The organism is Sphingomonas sp. NBWT7 (assembly GCF_014217605.1).
Classification (GTDB): domain Bacteria; phylum Pseudomonadota; class Alphaproteobacteria; order Sphingomonadales; family Sphingomonadaceae; genus Sphingomonas.
The window spans coordinates 1,941,670-1,957,150 of record NZ_CP043639.1 but is presented as its reverse complement, the minus strand read 5'-3'; the positions used below and the strand labels follow the sequence as shown (position 1 = coordinate 1,957,150).

General features: G+C 68.8%; 18 protein-coding genes. 9 read left to right on the top strand and 9 right to left on the bottom strand.

Annotation, left to right across the window (positions count from 1 at the left end; all coding sequences use genetic code 11):
* Positions 1–2 precede the first annotated feature (2 nt).
* The gene (locus F1C10_RS09700) at positions 3–182 is read right to left on the bottom strand and encodes a hypothetical protein (RefSeq protein ID WP_185205761.1); all 180 of its coding nucleotides are present in this window, start codon (positions 180–182) and stop codon (positions 3–5) included.
* 118 nt (positions 183–300) lie between these two features.
* Here F1C10_RS09700 and F1C10_RS09695 point away from each other — a divergent pair, with 118 nt between their 5' ends.
* Positions 301–654, top strand: coding sequence for a hypothetical protein (locus F1C10_RS09695; RefSeq protein WP_185205759.1), 354 nt, complete (start codon positions 301–303; stop codon positions 652–654).
* Between the two features lie 9 nt (positions 655–663).
* Here F1C10_RS09695 and F1C10_RS09690 read toward each other — a convergent pair whose 3' ends face one another.
* From F1C10_RS09690 to F1C10_RS09680, 3 genes are read right to left on the bottom strand one after another with little or no spacing between them, the layout of a single operon-like run.
* Entirely contained in the window at positions 664–1,029 is a 366-nt protein-coding gene (locus tag F1C10_RS09690) for a hypothetical protein (protein ID WP_308458054.1), read from the bottom strand.
* Positions 1,026–1,559 (bottom strand): pseudouridine synthase, encoded by a 534-nt coding sequence (locus F1C10_RS09685; RefSeq protein ID WP_258042826.1) that lies wholly within the window; start codon positions 1,557–1,559, stop codon positions 1,026–1,028. Before F1C10_RS09685 ends, F1C10_RS09690 begins: the two co-directional genes overlap by 4 nt.
* A 50-nt stretch (positions 1,560–1,609) precedes the next feature.
* Positions 1,610–3,124, bottom strand: a complete 1,515-nt coding sequence (locus F1C10_RS09680; RefSeq protein ID WP_185210171.1) for a peptide MFS transporter — start codon at positions 3,122–3,124, stop codon at positions 1,610–1,612.
* Positions 3,125–3,409: 285 nt separating this feature from the next.
* Here F1C10_RS09680 and F1C10_RS09675 point away from each other — a divergent pair, with 285 nt between their 5' ends.
* Both F1C10_RS09675 and F1C10_RS09670 read left to right on the top strand, forming a co-directional pair.
* Positions 3,410–3,988, top strand: a complete 579-nt coding sequence (locus tag F1C10_RS09675) for a nitroreductase (RefSeq protein WP_185205755.1) — start codon at positions 3,410–3,412, stop codon at positions 3,986–3,988.
* A gap of 37 nt (positions 3,989–4,025) precedes the next feature.
* Complete coding sequence (locus F1C10_RS09670) at positions 4,026–4,382, top strand: GntR family transcriptional regulator (RefSeq protein ID WP_185205754.1); 357 nt, start codon at positions 4,026–4,028, stop codon at positions 4,380–4,382.
* Positions 4,383–4,392: 10 nt separating this feature from the next.
* Here the strand turns inward: F1C10_RS09670 and F1C10_RS09665 are convergent, their stop codons facing one another.
* Together F1C10_RS09665 and F1C10_RS09660 are read right to left on the bottom strand one after the other, a co-directional pair.
* Positions 4,393–5,220 (bottom strand): arylamine N-acetyltransferase, encoded by an 828-nt coding sequence (locus F1C10_RS09665; RefSeq protein ID WP_258042825.1) that lies wholly within the window; start codon positions 5,218–5,220, stop codon positions 4,393–4,395.
* Positions 5,217–6,899: an acyl-CoA dehydrogenase gene (locus F1C10_RS09660; RefSeq protein ID WP_185205752.1), complete on the bottom strand. Its 1,683-nt coding sequence runs from the start codon at positions 6,897–6,899 to the stop codon at positions 5,217–5,219. Before F1C10_RS09660 ends, F1C10_RS09665 begins: the two co-directional genes overlap by 4 nt.
* 37 nt (positions 6,900–6,936) lie before the next feature.
* On the opposite strand from F1C10_RS09660, the gene F1C10_RS09655 reads away from it, so the two are divergent.
* The gene (locus tag F1C10_RS09655) at positions 6,937–7,866 is read left to right on the top strand and encodes an L-threonylcarbamoyladenylate synthase (protein WP_185205750.1); all 930 of its coding nucleotides are present in this window, start codon (positions 6,937–6,939) and stop codon (positions 7,864–7,866) included.
* Positions 7,867–7,932: 66 nt separating this feature from the next.
* Here F1C10_RS09655 and msrA read toward each other — a convergent pair whose 3' ends face one another.
* Positions 7,933–8,478: a peptide-methionine (S)-S-oxide reductase MsrA gene (gene msrA, locus F1C10_RS09650; RefSeq protein ID WP_185205748.1), complete on the bottom strand. Its 546-nt coding sequence runs from the start codon at positions 8,476–8,478 to the stop codon at positions 7,933–7,935.
* Between the two features lie 64 nt (positions 8,479–8,542).
* Here msrA and galE point away from each other — a divergent pair, with 64 nt between their 5' ends.
* The 5 genes from galE (at position 8,543) to F1C10_RS09625 (ending at position 14,123) form a co-directional block, all read left to right on the top strand.
* Positions 8,543–9,541, top strand: coding sequence for a UDP-glucose 4-epimerase GalE (gene galE / locus F1C10_RS09645; protein WP_185205747.1), 999 nt, complete (start codon positions 8,543–8,545; stop codon positions 9,539–9,541).
* Positions 9,538–10,377, top strand: a complete 840-nt coding sequence (locus F1C10_RS09640; protein ID WP_185205745.1) for a CoA ester lyase — start codon at positions 9,538–9,540, stop codon at positions 10,375–10,377. Before galE ends, F1C10_RS09640 begins: the two co-directional genes overlap by 4 nt.
* Positions 10,378–10,465: 88 nt before the next feature.
* Positions 10,466–11,650 (top strand): acyl-CoA dehydrogenase family protein, encoded by a 1,185-nt coding sequence (locus F1C10_RS09635; protein WP_219729731.1) that lies wholly within the window; start codon positions 10,466–10,468, stop codon positions 11,648–11,650.
* A 118-nt stretch (positions 11,651–11,768) separates the two neighbouring features.
* A complete protein-coding gene (locus tag F1C10_RS09630) occupies positions 11,769–13,397 on the top strand; it encodes a long-chain-fatty-acid--CoA ligase (protein ID WP_185205741.1) in 1,629 nt (542 codons plus the stop codon).
* A 45-nt stretch (positions 13,398–13,442) separates the two neighbouring features.
* The gene (locus F1C10_RS09625; RefSeq protein WP_185205739.1) at positions 13,443–14,123 is read left to right on the top strand and encodes an NnrU family protein; all 681 of its coding nucleotides are present in this window, start codon (positions 13,443–13,445) and stop codon (positions 14,121–14,123) included.
* Between the two features lie 7 nt (positions 14,124–14,130).
* Here the strand turns inward: F1C10_RS09625 and F1C10_RS09620 are convergent, their stop codons facing one another.
* Positions 14,131–14,670 carry a molybdenum cofactor guanylyltransferase gene (locus tag F1C10_RS09620; protein ID WP_185205737.1) on the bottom strand — a complete coding sequence of 180 codons (540 nt, stop codon included), beginning with the start codon at positions 14,668–14,670 and terminating at the stop codon, positions 14,131–14,133.
* A 251-nt stretch (positions 14,671–14,921) separates the two neighbouring features.
* Positions 14,922–15,467, bottom strand: a complete 546-nt coding sequence (locus F1C10_RS09615; protein ID WP_185205736.1) for a glycine zipper 2TM domain-containing protein — start codon at positions 15,465–15,467, stop codon at positions 14,922–14,924.
* Positions 15,468–15,481: the final 14 nt, after the last annotated feature.

Sequence of the window (15,481 nt, the reverse complement as noted above, 5' to 3'; positions counted from 1 at the left end):
CGTCAGTGCAGGCGCTCCGCATCATAAGCGTCGAGCCCGCCCGGCCGCAGCGTTTCCAGCGCGTGCGCGACATGCAGCGCAACGACCAGTTCGCCCGCCGCCTCTGCCGTGTCGAGCGCGGATGTCAGCAGGTGTTCGAGATCGCGGAGCAACTCTTCCCGATCATTCCCCGCAACGCTCATTCACACACCTTACGCCAAGCCAGGCGCATCCGCGCGGAAACGCGCGCCGTGGCCCGGCGGCGCTCTTAGCCCGCCCCGGCGCGGGCGGCACCCTCCTTTTCAGGTCCGAGGTCCCACAGTGGAAAAGATGATACTCGAAATGGCACGGCGGCATCATGCAATCCGGCGCGGCCGGCGGGCGATGCTACAGGGGAGTGATCTCGCGACCGAAGGGCCATGGGACCTTCTGCTCGCGATCTTCATCGCCGAGGAGGAGAAGGGCGCCCCGGTCGATCGGCGCGCGGCGGGGCGGCTGTGCCAGGCCCCGGCATCGCTGCTCGACCGCTGGATCGCGGTGCTCGGGCCGTGCGACTTGCTGGTCGCGGAGCCGGGGCCGACGGGGCGCATCTCGATCACCGATACGGCGCGGCGCAAGCTGGAACAGCTACTCGGCGATGCTGCGGCATACGGTGCATCGACCAGCGCGCACTGAGCGGGCAGCCTAGCGATCGTGGAGCCGCGCCAGCGCGATGCCGGCGAGATTCTGCGCGCGCCGCAGATAGCGTATCCGCGTACGCGGCGGGAGCGGCAGCGCGCGCAGCGTCGCGAGCTGCGTGGCGTGGCGCGGCGGGCAGCGCACCGCGCCGTTCGCCTGCGCGATCACCGCGGCCGCATCGCCCAGCAGGGTCGGCTCGCGCAGCTCCAGCGCGATCGCGAGCCGCGCCGCGGCGATGAGCGCGAGCCACTCCGCCTCCATGCTGGTGCCGGCACCCAGATCGCGGCAGATCGTCGGCTTGCCCGCCGCGACCAGGGCATATTCCATCCCGGCAGGCAGCGGGCGACAGCCGCCGTCGAAGAAGATCTTCACGCGAGCTGCCACGCGCCCGGTGCCAGATCGTCGAGCGACCAGTCGCCGATCCGCCAGCGCACCAGGCGCAGTGTCGGATGCCCGACCGCCGCCGTCATTCGGCGCACCTGGCGATTGCGTCCCTCGCGGATCGTCAGCCGCAGCCAGCTGTCGGGGATTGCCGCGCGATAGCGGATCGGCGGATCGCGCGGCCACAAAGCCGGCGGTTCGATCGCCTCAACGGCGGCGGGGCGGGTGGGGCCGTCCGCCAGCGTGATGCCCGTGCGCAGCCGATCGAGCGCAGCGTCGTCGGGCAGTCCCTCGACCTGCACGAGATACGTCTTGGGCAGTTTGAAGCGGGGATCGGCGATCCGTGCCTGAAGTCGGCCGTCATCGGTCAGCAGCAGCAGCCCCTCGCTGTCGCGATCGAGCCGGCCGGCGGGGTAGACGCCGGGCAGGTCGATATAGTCCGACAGCGTCCGCCGCGGCGTCGGGCTGCCGCGATCGGTGAACTGGCTTAGGACGTCGAACGGCTTGTTGAACAGGACCAACCGGCGCGCGCCCGCTGGTCGCGCCGGCTTGCCTGCAGCAGGCCGGCGCGTCAGTGGCGCGTCGCTGCGGCGGGGTTGACACCCGCCGCCTGCGGCTCGGCGAGTTCCGCCTCGCCCGCCATCGCATGGTCGCCGTCGTTGCGCAGCGTATCGAGGTGCATCAGGCGACGGACGAACGGGCTCAGCGCGAGCACGACCGCGGCGATGCCGATCGTCCACCAGCCGATCGTCGAATAGACCGCGAGCGTCGCCTCCTTGGTCATCTCGCCGCTCTCGCCGCCCGTCGCCTCGCCGATCTTGCCGGCGACGAAATTGCCCACTGCCGTCATGTAGAACCACGCGCCCATGATGAGGCTTGCGAGGTGCTTGGGCGCGAGCCGGTTCATCGCGCTCAATCCAACGGGGCTGAGGCACAATTCGCCGGTGGTCTGCAGGAAGTAGATGGCGAAGACGAAGAACACCGGCGTCGCGACCTCGACGCCGACGGTATGCGCGCCCCACACGAACACCAAGAACGACAGACCGACCTGCGCCAGTGCGAGGCCGAACTTGGCAGGGGCCGAGGGCTCGAGCCCGCGCTTGCCGAGCCACACCCATAGACCAGCGAAGATCGGGCCGAGCAGCACGATGTAGATCGGGTTGATCGACTGGAACAGCGAGGCAGGCACCCCGCCACGATCGACGTAGCGATCGGTATAGAGGTTGAGGCTGCCGCCCGCCTGTTCGAACAGGCCCCAGAAAACGGGGTTGAGCGCAATTAGGAACAAGACGGCGAACATGCGGTCACGCGCATGCGGCTCGAGCTTGAAGCTCTCGAACAGGACGTAGCCGAGCAGCGCGACGCCCGAGATGATCAGCAGCGTCTGGATGACGCTCTGATACTGGACCAGCGCCCAGATCACCACGATCGCGGCGAGGCCGATGCCGTAGAGCGACCATTCGAGCTTTTTGCTGAGCGGGCGCGGCGCCTCGCCCTTGCCGAGCAGCAGCGGCTTGCCGAGGACGAACACGACGAGGCCGAGCAGCATGCCGATCCCTGCCGCGCCGAAGCCATAGGCCCAGCCATAGGTCTCGCCGAGCCAGCCGGCCATGATCGTGCCGAGCGCGGCGCCAGTGTTAATCCCGATGTAAAAGATCGTGTAGGCGCCGTCCCGGCGGACGTCGGTCAGCGGATAGAGCTGGCCGACGATCACCGAAATGTTCGCCTTCAGAAAGCCCGAGCCGACGATGATGAAGGCGAGCGCCATCCAGAAGACGTTGATCGCCGCCGATCCCTGCCCGCCGTCGCCCTCGACCGCCATCAGCAGGTGGCCGAGCGTCAGCAGCACCGCGCCGAACACCACCGCCTTGCGCTGCCCGAGATAGCGATCGGCGAGATAGCCGCCGAGCACGGGGGTGATGTAGACGAGGCTGGTATAGGCGCCGTAGATCAGGTTCGACTTGCCGTCGTCGAACAGCCAGTGCTTGGTGAGGTAGAAGATCAGCAGCGCGCGCATGCCGTAATAGGAGAAGCGCTCCCACATCTCGGCGAAGAACAGGACGTACAGGCCCTTGGGATGACCCATGAACTCGGGGCCCTTGGTGGTCGCCGCGACGGCACCGCCGCCGATCAGGATCGCAAGGAAGCCGAGCGCGATCGATGGAATGATGGGCAAGGATACGCTCCCAAGATACAGCCGGGCCAAATTACGGATCGGGAGAGGCCTCCCCCAAAGGCGGCGAACCTAACGCATCGCGCGCGGATGCCAAGCGGGTTGTTGCAGGTGAGACGATCGCTGCCGAGCACGCCGCAACGCTGTGTTCCCGCGATTGCGCTCGACGTGCGAACGATTCGCGATAAGAGGGCAAATATGTTCAACGACACATCAACCCCGCTCGCGCTGCTCGCCTCGCGCCGCTCGGGCAAGCCGCGCGATCTGGTCGCACCGGGGCCGAGCGAGGCGCAGCTTGCCGAAATGTGCGCGATTGCCAGCCGCACCCCCGATCACGGCAAGCTCGCGCCGTGGCGCTTCGTGATCGTCGGCGACGAGCAGCGCGACGCGCTCGCCGCGCTGCTGGTCGATGCCTATCGCGCAGAGAAGCCCGACGCGAAGCCGCACGAGTTCGACGCGCAGGTGCAGTTCGCGCGGCAGGCGCCGGCATTGGTCGTGGTGCTGTCGTCGCCGCGGCTCGAGAGCCCGATCCCGGTGTGGGAGCAGGAACTGTCGGCCGGTGCCGCCTGCATGAACCTGCTCCATGCGGCGCACGCGATGGGCTTCGCCGCCGGGTGGCTGACGACCTGGGCGGCGTTCGCCGAGCCGGTGCGCGACGCGTTCGGTGCCGCGCCCGAGCGGATCGCCGGCTTCATGTTCATCGGCACCCCGTCGCGTACGCTGGAGGAGCGGCCGCGGCCCGATCTCGCGACGACTGTCCGGAAATGGACAGTCTAGGACTCGACGTGCGCGTCCATTGCTGTATTAAGGCAGCATGACAGCGCTGAGCAGCGAGGACAGCCCGGTCTATATCCGGCTGCGCGGAACGATTGCGGCCGGGATCCTGCGCGGCGACTATCGCGCCGGGGATCAGCTTCCCTCGGTCCGCGCGCTCGCCGCCGAACACGGCGCCAATCCGCTGACGGTGGCCAAGGCGTATCAGTCGTTCCAGGACGAGGGCTATGTCGAGGTGCGGCGCGGGGTCGGCATGTTCGTCCTTCCCGGCGCGTCGGAGCGGCTGCGCACTGCCGAGCGCGAGACGTTCGTGACGCAGCACTGGCCGCGCATCCACGGCTACATCGATCTGCTCGGGCTCGACGCTGCCGACCTGCTCGCGCGCGAACGCGCCTGAGCCGCGGCGATCAGAATAGCCCGAGGGCCGCGACCTCCTCGGCGGTGAGATCGATCCCGAACATCATGCTCAGCCGCATGCGATAGACGCGCGGATCGCCGATCGTCGCCTCATTCTCCTCCTCACCCGCGCGGCGGCGATACGCGCGATCGGTAAGGCTGGCGAAGCCATGCGGCAGCACGATGCTGGCGATCTTGAGTGTCGTGAAACGCGTGCCCGGCGCGGTCGACGTCCAGTGGTTCGACAGCGCGAGGTCCGCCGGCCAGACGGTGTCGGTGGTGAAGCTGTACTGCGGCTGGAAGCCGTTGCCCGTGCCGCGCCCGTCGGTGTTCGCCGCGTGGCCGCCGCGCGCGAGCAGCCAACCGTGCGTCGCATCCTGCGTCAGGCGGAAGCGCGAGCCGTCCGGCGCCTCGGCCTCCGCCCCATCGACGAGCGGCATCGGCGGGGCGTAGCTGCCGCCGAATCCGGCATCGGCGATCCACGGTTGCCCATCGACAGTGACGAGGCTGAGCGTGTGCGTCTTGGGCGGCACGCCGTCGCCGTTGAGCCAGACGCGCGCGAGCAGCGCGCGCGCGTCGAACCCCATCGCGCCCAGCGCGTCGAGGAACAGCCGGTTCTGCTCGAAGCAATAGCCGCCGCGGCGCGCGACGACGAGCTTCGAGAAGACCGCGGGCGAATCGATCGCGATCGGGCGGCCAAATGCGACGTCTAGGTTTTCGAACGGGATCGCGAGACGATGCGCGCGCTGCACCGCCGCCAGCCCGAAATGATCGAGCGTCGGGCGGGCGGGGAGGCGGATGCGATCGATATAGGCGGGCAGATTGAACGGCAGGCTCACGCGGCGAACGCCTCCGCCGACAGCGCGTAGAGCGGCGCGGCGGGTGCCTCGGCGGCGGCGCGCAGCCCCATCGCCTCGGGCACGATCTGGTCGAGGTAGAAGGCGACCACCGCCTTCTTGGCGCGGCCGAACGCGTCGTCGCTCGCGGCCGCCGCCTCGCGCTCAAGCAGCCAGCCGCACGTCGCGACCGACAGCATGGTGAGGAACGGGTAGCTCGCCGCGTTGCGATCGTCGGCGTCGGCCGTCTGCAAACGGCGGCCGACCGCGTCGCACGCCGCGACCAGCGCGCCCAGCCCCTCGTGCTTCGCGCCGCGCAGATCGTCGATCAGCGTCGCAAAGGCCGCGCCGTTCGACAGCGACAGCTTGCGCCCGACGAGGTCGGCGGCCTGGATGCCGTTGGTGCCTTCATAGATCGGGGTGATGCGCGCATCGCGGAAGAACTGCGCCGCGCCGGTCTCCTCGACATAGCCCATGCCGCCGTGGACCTGCACACCGAGGCTGGCGACCTCATTGCCCAGATCGGTGCCGTGCGCCTTGGCGAGCGGGGTCGCAATCTCCAGCCGGTCGCGCGCGGCGGCATCGCCGAGCCCGGCGCGGTCGACCTGCCCTGCGGCGTAATAGACGAGCGCGCGCGCGGCCTGCGTCTGCGCCTTCATCCGCATCAGCATGCGGCGCACGTCGGGATGCTCGATGATCGCGGTCTGCTTGCCCTCGCGCGCGCCCTGAACGCGCTCGCGGGCGTATTCGACCGCCTTCTGCGTCGCCGCCTCGGCCACCTGCACGCCCTGCAGGCCGACGTTAAGCCGCGCGTTGTTCATCATCGTGAACATCGCGCGCATCCCGCCATATTCGGGGCCGATCAGCTCGCCGACGCAATCGTCGTGATCGCCGAACGCCAGCACGCAGGTGGGCGAGGCGTGCAGCCCCATCTTGTGCTCGATCGAGACGACGCGCACGTCGTTCGGCGTGCCGTCGCTGCGCACCTTGGGAACGAGGAACAGCGAGATGCCGCGCGTGCCGGTGGGCGCATCGGGGGTGCGCGCGAGGACGAGGTGGACGATATTCTCGGCCAGATCGTGGTCGCCGAACGAGATGTAGATCTTGGTGCCCTTGATCGCGAACGTGCCGTCGCCGCGCGGCGTCGCCATCGTGCGCAGTGCGCCGACGTCGCTGCCCGCCTGCGGCTCGGTGAGGTTCATCGTGCCGGTCCACTCGCCGGTCGCGAGCTTGGGCAACCACGTCGCCTGCTGCTCGGGCGTGCCGTGGTGCTGCAGCGCCTCGATCGCGCCGACCGAGAGGATCGGGGCGAGCGCGAAGCCCATGTTGGCGCTGCCGAGTGTCTCGAGCACCGCGCACTGCACCGCGAAGGGCAAGCCCTGGCCGCCGAACGCCTCGGGCACGCCGATCGTCCCCCAGCCGCCCTCGACATAGGCGCGATAGGCGGCCTTGTAGCCATCGGGCATCACGACGCCGTCGGGCGTCCACTTCGCGCCCACGGTGTCGCCGGCGCGGGCGAGCGGCGCCCACTCGCCCTCCGCGAGCTGCGCAATCCCCTCGAGCACCGCGTCGATCACGTCGGGGGTGGCAGCGGCGAAGCGTTCGGTGCCGGCGAGCGCGTCGATGGCGACGATCTGGTCGAGGACGAAACGCTGTTCGGCGATGGGGGCGGCGTAGGGCATGTTCTTCTCCGGGCTGGGTCCGCTATACCGTGCGGCGATGACGGCTCAACTCCCCCGTATCGTGCCGTTCGGCGACGATGCCGTCGCCGCGGCGGTGGCGGTGCTGCGCGTCGGCGCGATCGTCGCACTGCCGACGGAGACGGTCTACGGCCTCGCGGCGGACGCGACGCACGGTGCGGCGGTGGCGAGCATCTATGGCGCCAAGGGCCGGCCGAGCTTCAACCCGCTGATCATCCACGTCGCCGATCTCGCCGCGGCGGAGCGGATCGCGGTGTTCGACGCGAACGCGCGTGCGCTGGCCGTGCGCTGGTGGCCGGGTCCGCTGACGCTGGTGCTGCCGCTGCGCGCCGAAGCGGGGATCGCCGGGCTCGTCACCGCGGGGCTCGAGACAATCGCGATCCGCGTACCGGCGCATCGTGCGATGCAGGCGGTGCTGCGCAGCTTCGGCGGGCCACTTGCCGCGCCTTCGGCCAATGCGAGCAACGCGATCAGCCCGACGCGGGCGGCGCACGTCGCCGCCAGCCTCGGCGCGCGCGTGCCGCTGATCCTCGACGACGGGCCGACCAGCGCGGGCGTCGAATCGACGATCGTCGGCTGGGGCGCGGCGGGGGCTGCGATCCTGCGGCCGGGGCCGATCACCGCGGAGGATCTCGGCCTGCCGCTCGCGCCCAGCGGGGCGCGGATCAGCGCGCCGGGGCAGCTTGCAACGCATTACGCGCCGCGCAAGCCGCTGCGGCTCGATGCGACCACGCGCGAGGCGGGCGAATGGCTGATCGGCTTCGGCGCGGTCACTGGTGACGACACGCTGTCGGCCAGTGGCGACCTTGTCGAAGCGGCGGCGCGCCTGTTCGACGCGCTGCACCGCGCCGATGCCGCGCCCGCCGAACGGATCGCTATGGCACCCGTGCCGGCGACCGGGATCGGCGCTGCGATCAACGACCGTCTACGCCGCGCCGCGCATCGCTGACGCGGCGACGTCGTCTCGATCTCCGCCCCGCGCAGCAGCGCTGAGCGGAGATCGAACACCATCGCGTCAGGCCGCGACCGTCGCCGCCTTGGAGCGCGCGGCGAAGCTCTTGCGCAGCTTCTGCAGCTTGGGCGGGATCACCGCCATGCAATAGGGGTTCCGCTTGCCCTCGGTATCCCAATAGTCCTGGTGATAATCCTCCGCCGGGAACCAGTTGTCCGCCTGCTCGATCGTCGTGACGATCGGCTTCGACTGATCCTCCTGCGCGCGCTTGATAGCCTGATTGGCCTGCTCCTCCTGCATCACCGTCATCGGGAAGATCGCCGAGCGATATTGCGTGCCGACGTCGTTGCCCTGGCGGTTGAGCTGCGTCGGATCGTGCGTCGCGAAGAAGATGTCGAGCAGGTCGCCGTAGCTCACCTTTTCGGGATCGAAGCCGACGCGGATCGCCTCGGCATGGCCGGTATCGCCGTTGCACACCTGCCTGTACGTCGGATCGTCGACGGTGCCGCCGATATAGCCGCTCTCGACGCTCTCGACGCCGATCACGTCCTTGAACACGGCCTCGGTACACCAGAAGCAGCCGCCGGCCAGCGTCGCATATTCGGTCATGGATGCAGTCTCCTTTGCCGCCAATGTAGGAAGCCGCTAGGGCCCGCGCAAAGAGGAGATCGGGATGGAGCTGGGCGGCAAGGTGATGGTGACGGGCGGGGCCGGCTATATCGGCAGCCACGCGGTGCTTGCGCTGCTCGATGCCGGCCACGATGTGGTGGTGATCGACAATCTCGTTACCGGGTTCGACTGGGCGGTCGACCGCCGCGCCGCCTTTGTCGAGATCGCGGTCGAGGATCCGGGCGTGCGCGAGGTGATCCGCGATCACAACGTCCGCGCGATCATGCATTTTGCCGGTTCGGTGGTGGTGCCCGAATCGGTCGAGAACCCGCTCAAATATTATCGTAACAACACCGCCGCGACGCGCAGCCTGATCGAGAGCGCGGTGGCGGAGGGCGTCCCCCACTTCATCTTTTCCTCGACCGCCGCGACCTACGGCAATCCCGCCAAGTCGCCGATCACCGAGGGCGATCCGCAGGCGCCGATCAATCCCTATGGAATGTCGAAGCTGATGACCGAGGCGATGCTGCGCGATGTCGCGGCGGCGCACCCGATCAACTACGGCGCGCTTCGCTATTTCAACGTCGCCGGAGCCGATCCGCAGGCGCGCAGCGGGCAATCGACAGTGGGTGCGACTCACCTCATCAAGATCGCGGTCGAGGCGGCGACGGGCGCGCGCGCCGCCGTCGGCGTTTTCGGTACCGACTTCCCGACCCGCGACGGCACCGGCGTGCGTGATTACATCCACGTGTCCGACCTCGCCGACGCGCATGTCGCGGCACTCGAGCAGCTCATCGCCGCACCGACCGGGAGCTTCACCTTCAACTGCGGCTACGGCCGCGGCTTCTCGGTGCTCGAGGTGCTCGACGCGGTCGATCGGGTCACCAACATGACGATCGAGCGCCGCATCGAGGGCCGCCGCGCGGGCGATCCGGCGGAACTGGTGGCGGACAACAGCGCGATCCTCGCCGCGCTCGACTGGCGACCGAAGCGCGCCGATCTCGACGGGATCGTGCGCGACGCGCTCGCCTGGGAACGCAAGCTGGCGGAGATGGGCAAGTGAGGCTGCGCTCGCTGCTGTTCGTGCCCGGCGACCGGCCCGAGCGTTTCCCCAAGGCGGTCGCCACCGGCGCCGACGCGCTGATCCTCGATCTCGAGGATTCGGTGGTGCCCGATCGCAAGCCCGAAGCGCGCACTGCGGTGCGCGACTGGATCGCCGCGCCGCGTGAGGAAGACGGCCCGGCGATCTTCGTGCGGATCAATCCGATCGACAGCGACGAGGCTGCGGCCGATCTCGACGCGCTGGCGGGCCTGGCGCTCGACGGCATCGTGCTGCCCAAGGCCGAGGGCGCCGAGTCGGTCGCGATGCTGGTCGATCGGCTGCCGGGCGATTACCTGGTGCTGCCTGTCGCGAGCGAGACGCCCGCGGCGGTGTTCCGCCTCGGGACCTTCGCCGAGGTGGCAGGGCGCCTCGCCGGGGTCACCTGGGGGGCGGAGGATCTGCCCGCCGCGATCGGCGCGATGACCGCGCGCGAGGACGACGGCAGCTACACCGATCCTTATCGCGTCGTCCGCGCGCTCACGCTGTTCGGCGCACACGCCGCCGCCGTGCCCGCGATCGAGACGGTGTTCCCCGACTTCCGCAATCTCGATGGCCTCGCCGGCTACGCCGCGCGCGGCCGGCGCGACGGGTTCACCGGGATGATGGCGATCCACCCGACGCAGGTCGCGGTGATCAACCAGACCTTCACCCCCAGCGACGCCGAGATCGCGCACGCCCGCGCCGTCGTCGCAGCATTCGATGCGAACCCGCACGCGGGCGCCCTGCAACTCGACGGCAGCATGATCGACGCCCCGCACCTCAAGAGCGCGCGGCGCCTGCTCGCGCTGCTCGACTGACCAACGACGCCGCGCCGATAACGCTGGCGACACGAAATGAAACACGACAAGAGCCTAAGGCTCGGGCAACAATGATGCGGGAATGACGATGACGAGAGGCCAGGAGATCGCCGCCAAAGTCGAAGCGTTCGTGCGCGAACAGATCGTGCCGTACGAACGCGATCCGCGCTGCGGCGATCACGGGCCGTCGGACGCGTTGGTGCAGGAAATGCGCGGGCTGGCGCGCGCCGCCGGCGTGCTGACGCCGCACATCCTGCCCGATGGCGACCACCTGACGCATCGCGAGACGGCGGACGTGCTGCGCGCGTCGGGCCTGTCACCACTCGGGCCACTGGCGGTCAACGTGATGGCGCCCGACGAGGGCAACATGTACCTGCTCGGCAAGAAGGCGAGCCCTGAGCTGAAGGAACGCTTCCTCAAGCCGCTCGTCAGCGGCGAGGCGCGCAGCGCCTTCTTCATGACCGAGCCGGCGATGGACGGCGGGGGTGAAGGCGGGGGCGGCGGCGGCGCCGGATCCGACCCGTCGATGATGCGCACCACCGCGGTGCGCGACGGCAATCACTGGGTGATCAACGGCCGCAAGACCTTCATCACCGGCGCGGACGGCGCGAAAGTCGGCATCGTCATGGCCAAGGCCGATGAAGGCGCGTCGATGTTCCTCGTCGACCTGCCCGATCCTGCAATCCGCATCGAGCGCGTGCTCGACACGATCGACAGTTCGATGCCCGGCGGCCATTCGGTGGTCACGATCGACAATCTGCGCGTGCCGGCGGACCAGATGCTCGGCGATCCGGGCGACGGCTTCAAGCTCGCGCAGGTCCGCCTTGCGCCGGCGCGTCTCACGCACTGCATGCGCTGGCACGGCGCGTGCGCCCGCGCGCACGAGATCGCGACCGATTACGCCAACCGCCGCCACGCCTTCGGCAAGCCGCTGGTCGATCACGAGGGCGTCGGTTTCATGCTGGCGGAGAATCTGATTGACCTGAAACAGGCCGAGCTGATGATCGATTGGTGCGCCGACGTGCTCGACACCGGCGTGCTCGGCACGGTGGAAAGCTCGATGGCGAAGGTTGCGGTGTCGGAGGCGCTGATGCGCATCGCCGATCGCTGCGTCCAGGTGATGGGTGCGACGGGCGTCAGCGGCGACACGATCGTCGAGCAGGTGTTCCGCGAGATCCGCGCTTTCCGCATCTACGACGGTCCCACGGAAGTGCACAAATGGAGCCTTGCGAAGAAGGTGAAGCGCGACTGGAAGGCGGCGCAGGCGGCGTGACGCGTACGCCGTGGCCGGACTTGTGCAGGCACGGCGCGTGCAGCACAGTCGGGTCGGAAAACACGATAACGATGCGTGCGGGGATGGACCCTGCACGTTCACGACGGAGAGAAGATCAATGCTGGGCCTGATGCAGTCGGGGCAATTGACGGTCGACACGTTCCTCGATCACGCCGCGACCTGGTCGGGCACGCGCGAGATCGTGTCGCGCGACGCCGCCGGCATTGTCACCCGCAGCGATTACGTGGCGGTGCATGCAATGGCGAAGCGCGTGTCGTCTGCGCTCGCGCGTGCCGGCATCGGGCAGGGCGATCGCGTCGCGACGATGGGATGGAACACGCATCGCCACCTCGCCGCCTGGTACGGCGCGACGAACATGGGCGCGGTGCTCCACACGCTCAACCCGCGGCTGTTCCTCGAACAGATCGCCTATATCGCCAACCACGCCGGCGATCGCATCCTGCTCGCCGATCCCAATTGCGCCGAAACGATCGCGCAGCTGCTGCCGCAGGCGCCGGGGATCGAGCGCGTGATTTTCCTGTGCGACGCCGCGTCGATGCCGCAGACCGACTATGCCGCGACCGCGTTCGATGATTGGATCGCGGGCGAGCCGGCGGAATATGCCTGGGGCGGGTTCGACGAGAACCTCGCCTGCGGGCTGTGCTACACCAGCGGCACGACGGGCAATCCCAAGGGTGTGCTCTACTCGCACCGCTCGAACTACCTCCACACGATGCTGACGCTGCAGGCCGACGCACTCGCGCTGTCGGCGCGCGACACGGTGCTGCTCGTGGTGCCGATGTACCACGCCAACGCGTGGGGCGTTGTCTATTCCGCGCCCGCGGTCGGCGCCAAGCTGGTGCTGCCGGGGCCGCAGATGGACGGCCAATCGATCTGCGACCTGATCGAGCAGGAGGGCGTCACCTATTCCGCCGCGGTGCCGACGGTGTGGCAGGGGCTGCTGCAATATCTGCGCAGTTCCGGCCGCAAGCTCGAGACGCTGCAGCGCGTGACCATCGGCGGTTCGGCGGTGCCCGAGATGCTGGTGCGCGCCTTCCGCGACGAATTCGGCGTCGAGGTGGTGCAGGGCTGGGGGATGACCGAGACGTCGCCGCTGGCCACACTCTCCTCGCCGAACGCCGAAGTTGCGGCGATGGATGCGGACGCGCAGGTCGCGCACAAGATCAAGCAGGGCCGGCTGATGTGCGGGCTGAAGTTCAAGCTGACCGACGACGCGGGAACGCCGCTGCCGCACGATGGCGAGACGTTCGGTCGGCTCAAGATCAAGGGGCCGACGATCGTCGAATCCTATTTCGGCGGCGAGGGCGGTGAGATCCTCGACGCGGACGGCTATTTCGATACCGGCGACGTCGCGACAATCGATCGACGCGGCTACATGACGATCACCGATCGCGCCAAGGACGTGGTGAAATCGGGCGGCGAGTGGATCAGCTCGATCGAGATCGAGAATATCGCCGCCGGCCATCCGGCAGTGGCGCTCGCCGCGGTGATCGGCGTCGCGCATCCCAAATGGGACGAGCGGCCGATCCTGCTGTGTCAGCTCAAGCCCGGCGAAGCGGCGGCGAAGGAGGATCTGACCGGCTTCCTCGACGGCAAGATCGCCAAATGGTGGATGCCCGACGACGTCGTTTTCGTCGACGAGATTCCGCTCGGCGCAACGGGCAAGATCGACAAGAAGCTGATCCGCCAGCGTATGACGGACTATCAATTGCCGTTTGCGGGATAGCGCGGCTTGCGCCATGTTGACGCCGCTTACTTATAGGAGGCGGTAATGGGTAACGTGGTGCTGGCGGTGATCGCGTTCGTGGGGACGCATTTTCTCCTGTCGCATCCGCTGCGCGCGCCGATCGTGCGCGCGGCGGGGGAGCGCGGGTTCCTAGGGACCTACAGCCTCGTCGCGTTCGCTACGCTGATCTGGCTCGCGCTGGCGTATCGCGCCGCGCCGCCCGCCGCGCCGCTGTGGCCTGTCGGCGACGCATTATGGGCGATCGGCACCGTGGCGATGGCGGCGGGCGCGATCCTCTTCATGGGGTCGCTGGTGCGCAATCCTGCGCTGCCCGAGGCGCGAACCGACACGGTGCCGGAGGCGCGCGGCGTCTTCGCGATTACGCGCCACCCGATGATGTGGGGCTTCGCCGTATGGGGCATCGTCCACATCCTCGTCTATCCCGATCCGTCGAACATCGTCCTCTCGCTCGCGATCGTTATCCTCGCGCTCGTCGGCGCGCACCTGCAGGATCGTAAAAAGGCGCGGCTGCAGCCCGATTTCTGGGCCGCGTGGCAGGCGCGGACGAGCTACTGGCCGTTCGCTGCGATTGCTGCCGGGCGCGCACGCATCGGGAAAATCGGGATGCACGCGCTCGCCGGCGGGCTGCTCGTCTGGCTGGTTGCCACCTGGGCGCACATCCCGCTCGCCGGGTGGCGCGCGGGCATCTGGCGCTGGATCGGCTAAGCCGCGCTCAGCCGCCGAGCGCCGCGAGATCGGCGGGCGTGTTGATGTTGGGGGGCAGCCGATCGACGGCGATCGCGCGCGCGCCGACAGTGTCGGCCCAACGCCGCACGCTGCGCGGATTGTCGTCGTCGAGCCAGCGCGCGAGCGGCCTCGCCAGCATCGCCGGCCACCAGCCGATCACCGGCAGGTCGCGAAGATACGCCGCGCCGTCGCCTGAAAGGATCCGGCGCAGATCGCCGGGTAGCACGGGCGCATCGCACGGCACGCTGAGCACCGCGCCGAAGCCACCCTCCACGGCGTAGCGCAATGCGCCAGCGAGTGCGCCGAGCGGGCCGAGTCCCGGTCGCGGCACGTCGGCGATGCTGTTGATATCGGCGTACGCGCGCCCGACGACGGCAAGCGCGTCGACCTGCGGCGCGAGCGACGCGGCGACGTGATCGAGCAGCGTCTTGCCGCCAAGCAGTGCCAGCGCCTTGTCCGCGCCGAAGCGCGAAGACTGCCCACCTGCCAGAATCGCGCCGAGGATGCGGGGGGAGGGGCCGGTCATCGATCGGGCGCTAGCAGACGCGCCCTGCGGCGGCGAGGTTCGATCGTCCGCCCAACGGCGCCGACTCCTGCTGCGCAGCTGCGATCCCTTCATCGATCGAGCAGCGTCCTACACGAAACGAGCAAACGCCGGTCAGCCGATAGATCTATCGCTTCCGAAGCGCCGTCGGCCGATCGAAAACGGAAAGGGCCCGGCGATCACTCGCCGAGCCCCCGGGTACGCGCCGTTACTTCCGGCAGAAAGCTTTTAAATCAACGGCAGACCACGTTGCCGCGATCGATCGACGCGCCGAGCGCCGCCCCCGCGCCCGCGCCGAGCAGCGCGCCGAGCGTGTTCGACCGGCCGTTCGCGATCAGGCTGCCGAGCACGCCGCCGCCCAGACCGCCAATGATCAGCCCGGTCGTACCGTCGCCACGGCGGCAATAGTAGCGGCCGTTATTGCCGCGATAGATGCGGTCCGCGCGCGACAGCCGACGCGGCTGGTAGTAGCGGCCGTCACGATAGAAACTGTCGGCGTAGTAATAGCGCTGGCCCGGCGGCAGACGATTATAGTCGAACTGGCGCCACTGGCGATAGTCGCGGCGATAATCTTGGCGGGCGTCGCGTACTTCGCGGCGATACTCACGGTTAGCGCGGCGCACGTCGCGCTGTGAGTCGGCGTTGTGCAGATCGCGACGGTAGTCGCGCTGTGCCTCACGAACATCCTGGCGATACTCGCGCGCAGCACCCGATTGGGCGGTGGCGGGCATCGCGGCAACAGTGGTCGCGGCGAGCGCCGCGGCAAGAACGATACGCATCACGTTACTCCTTG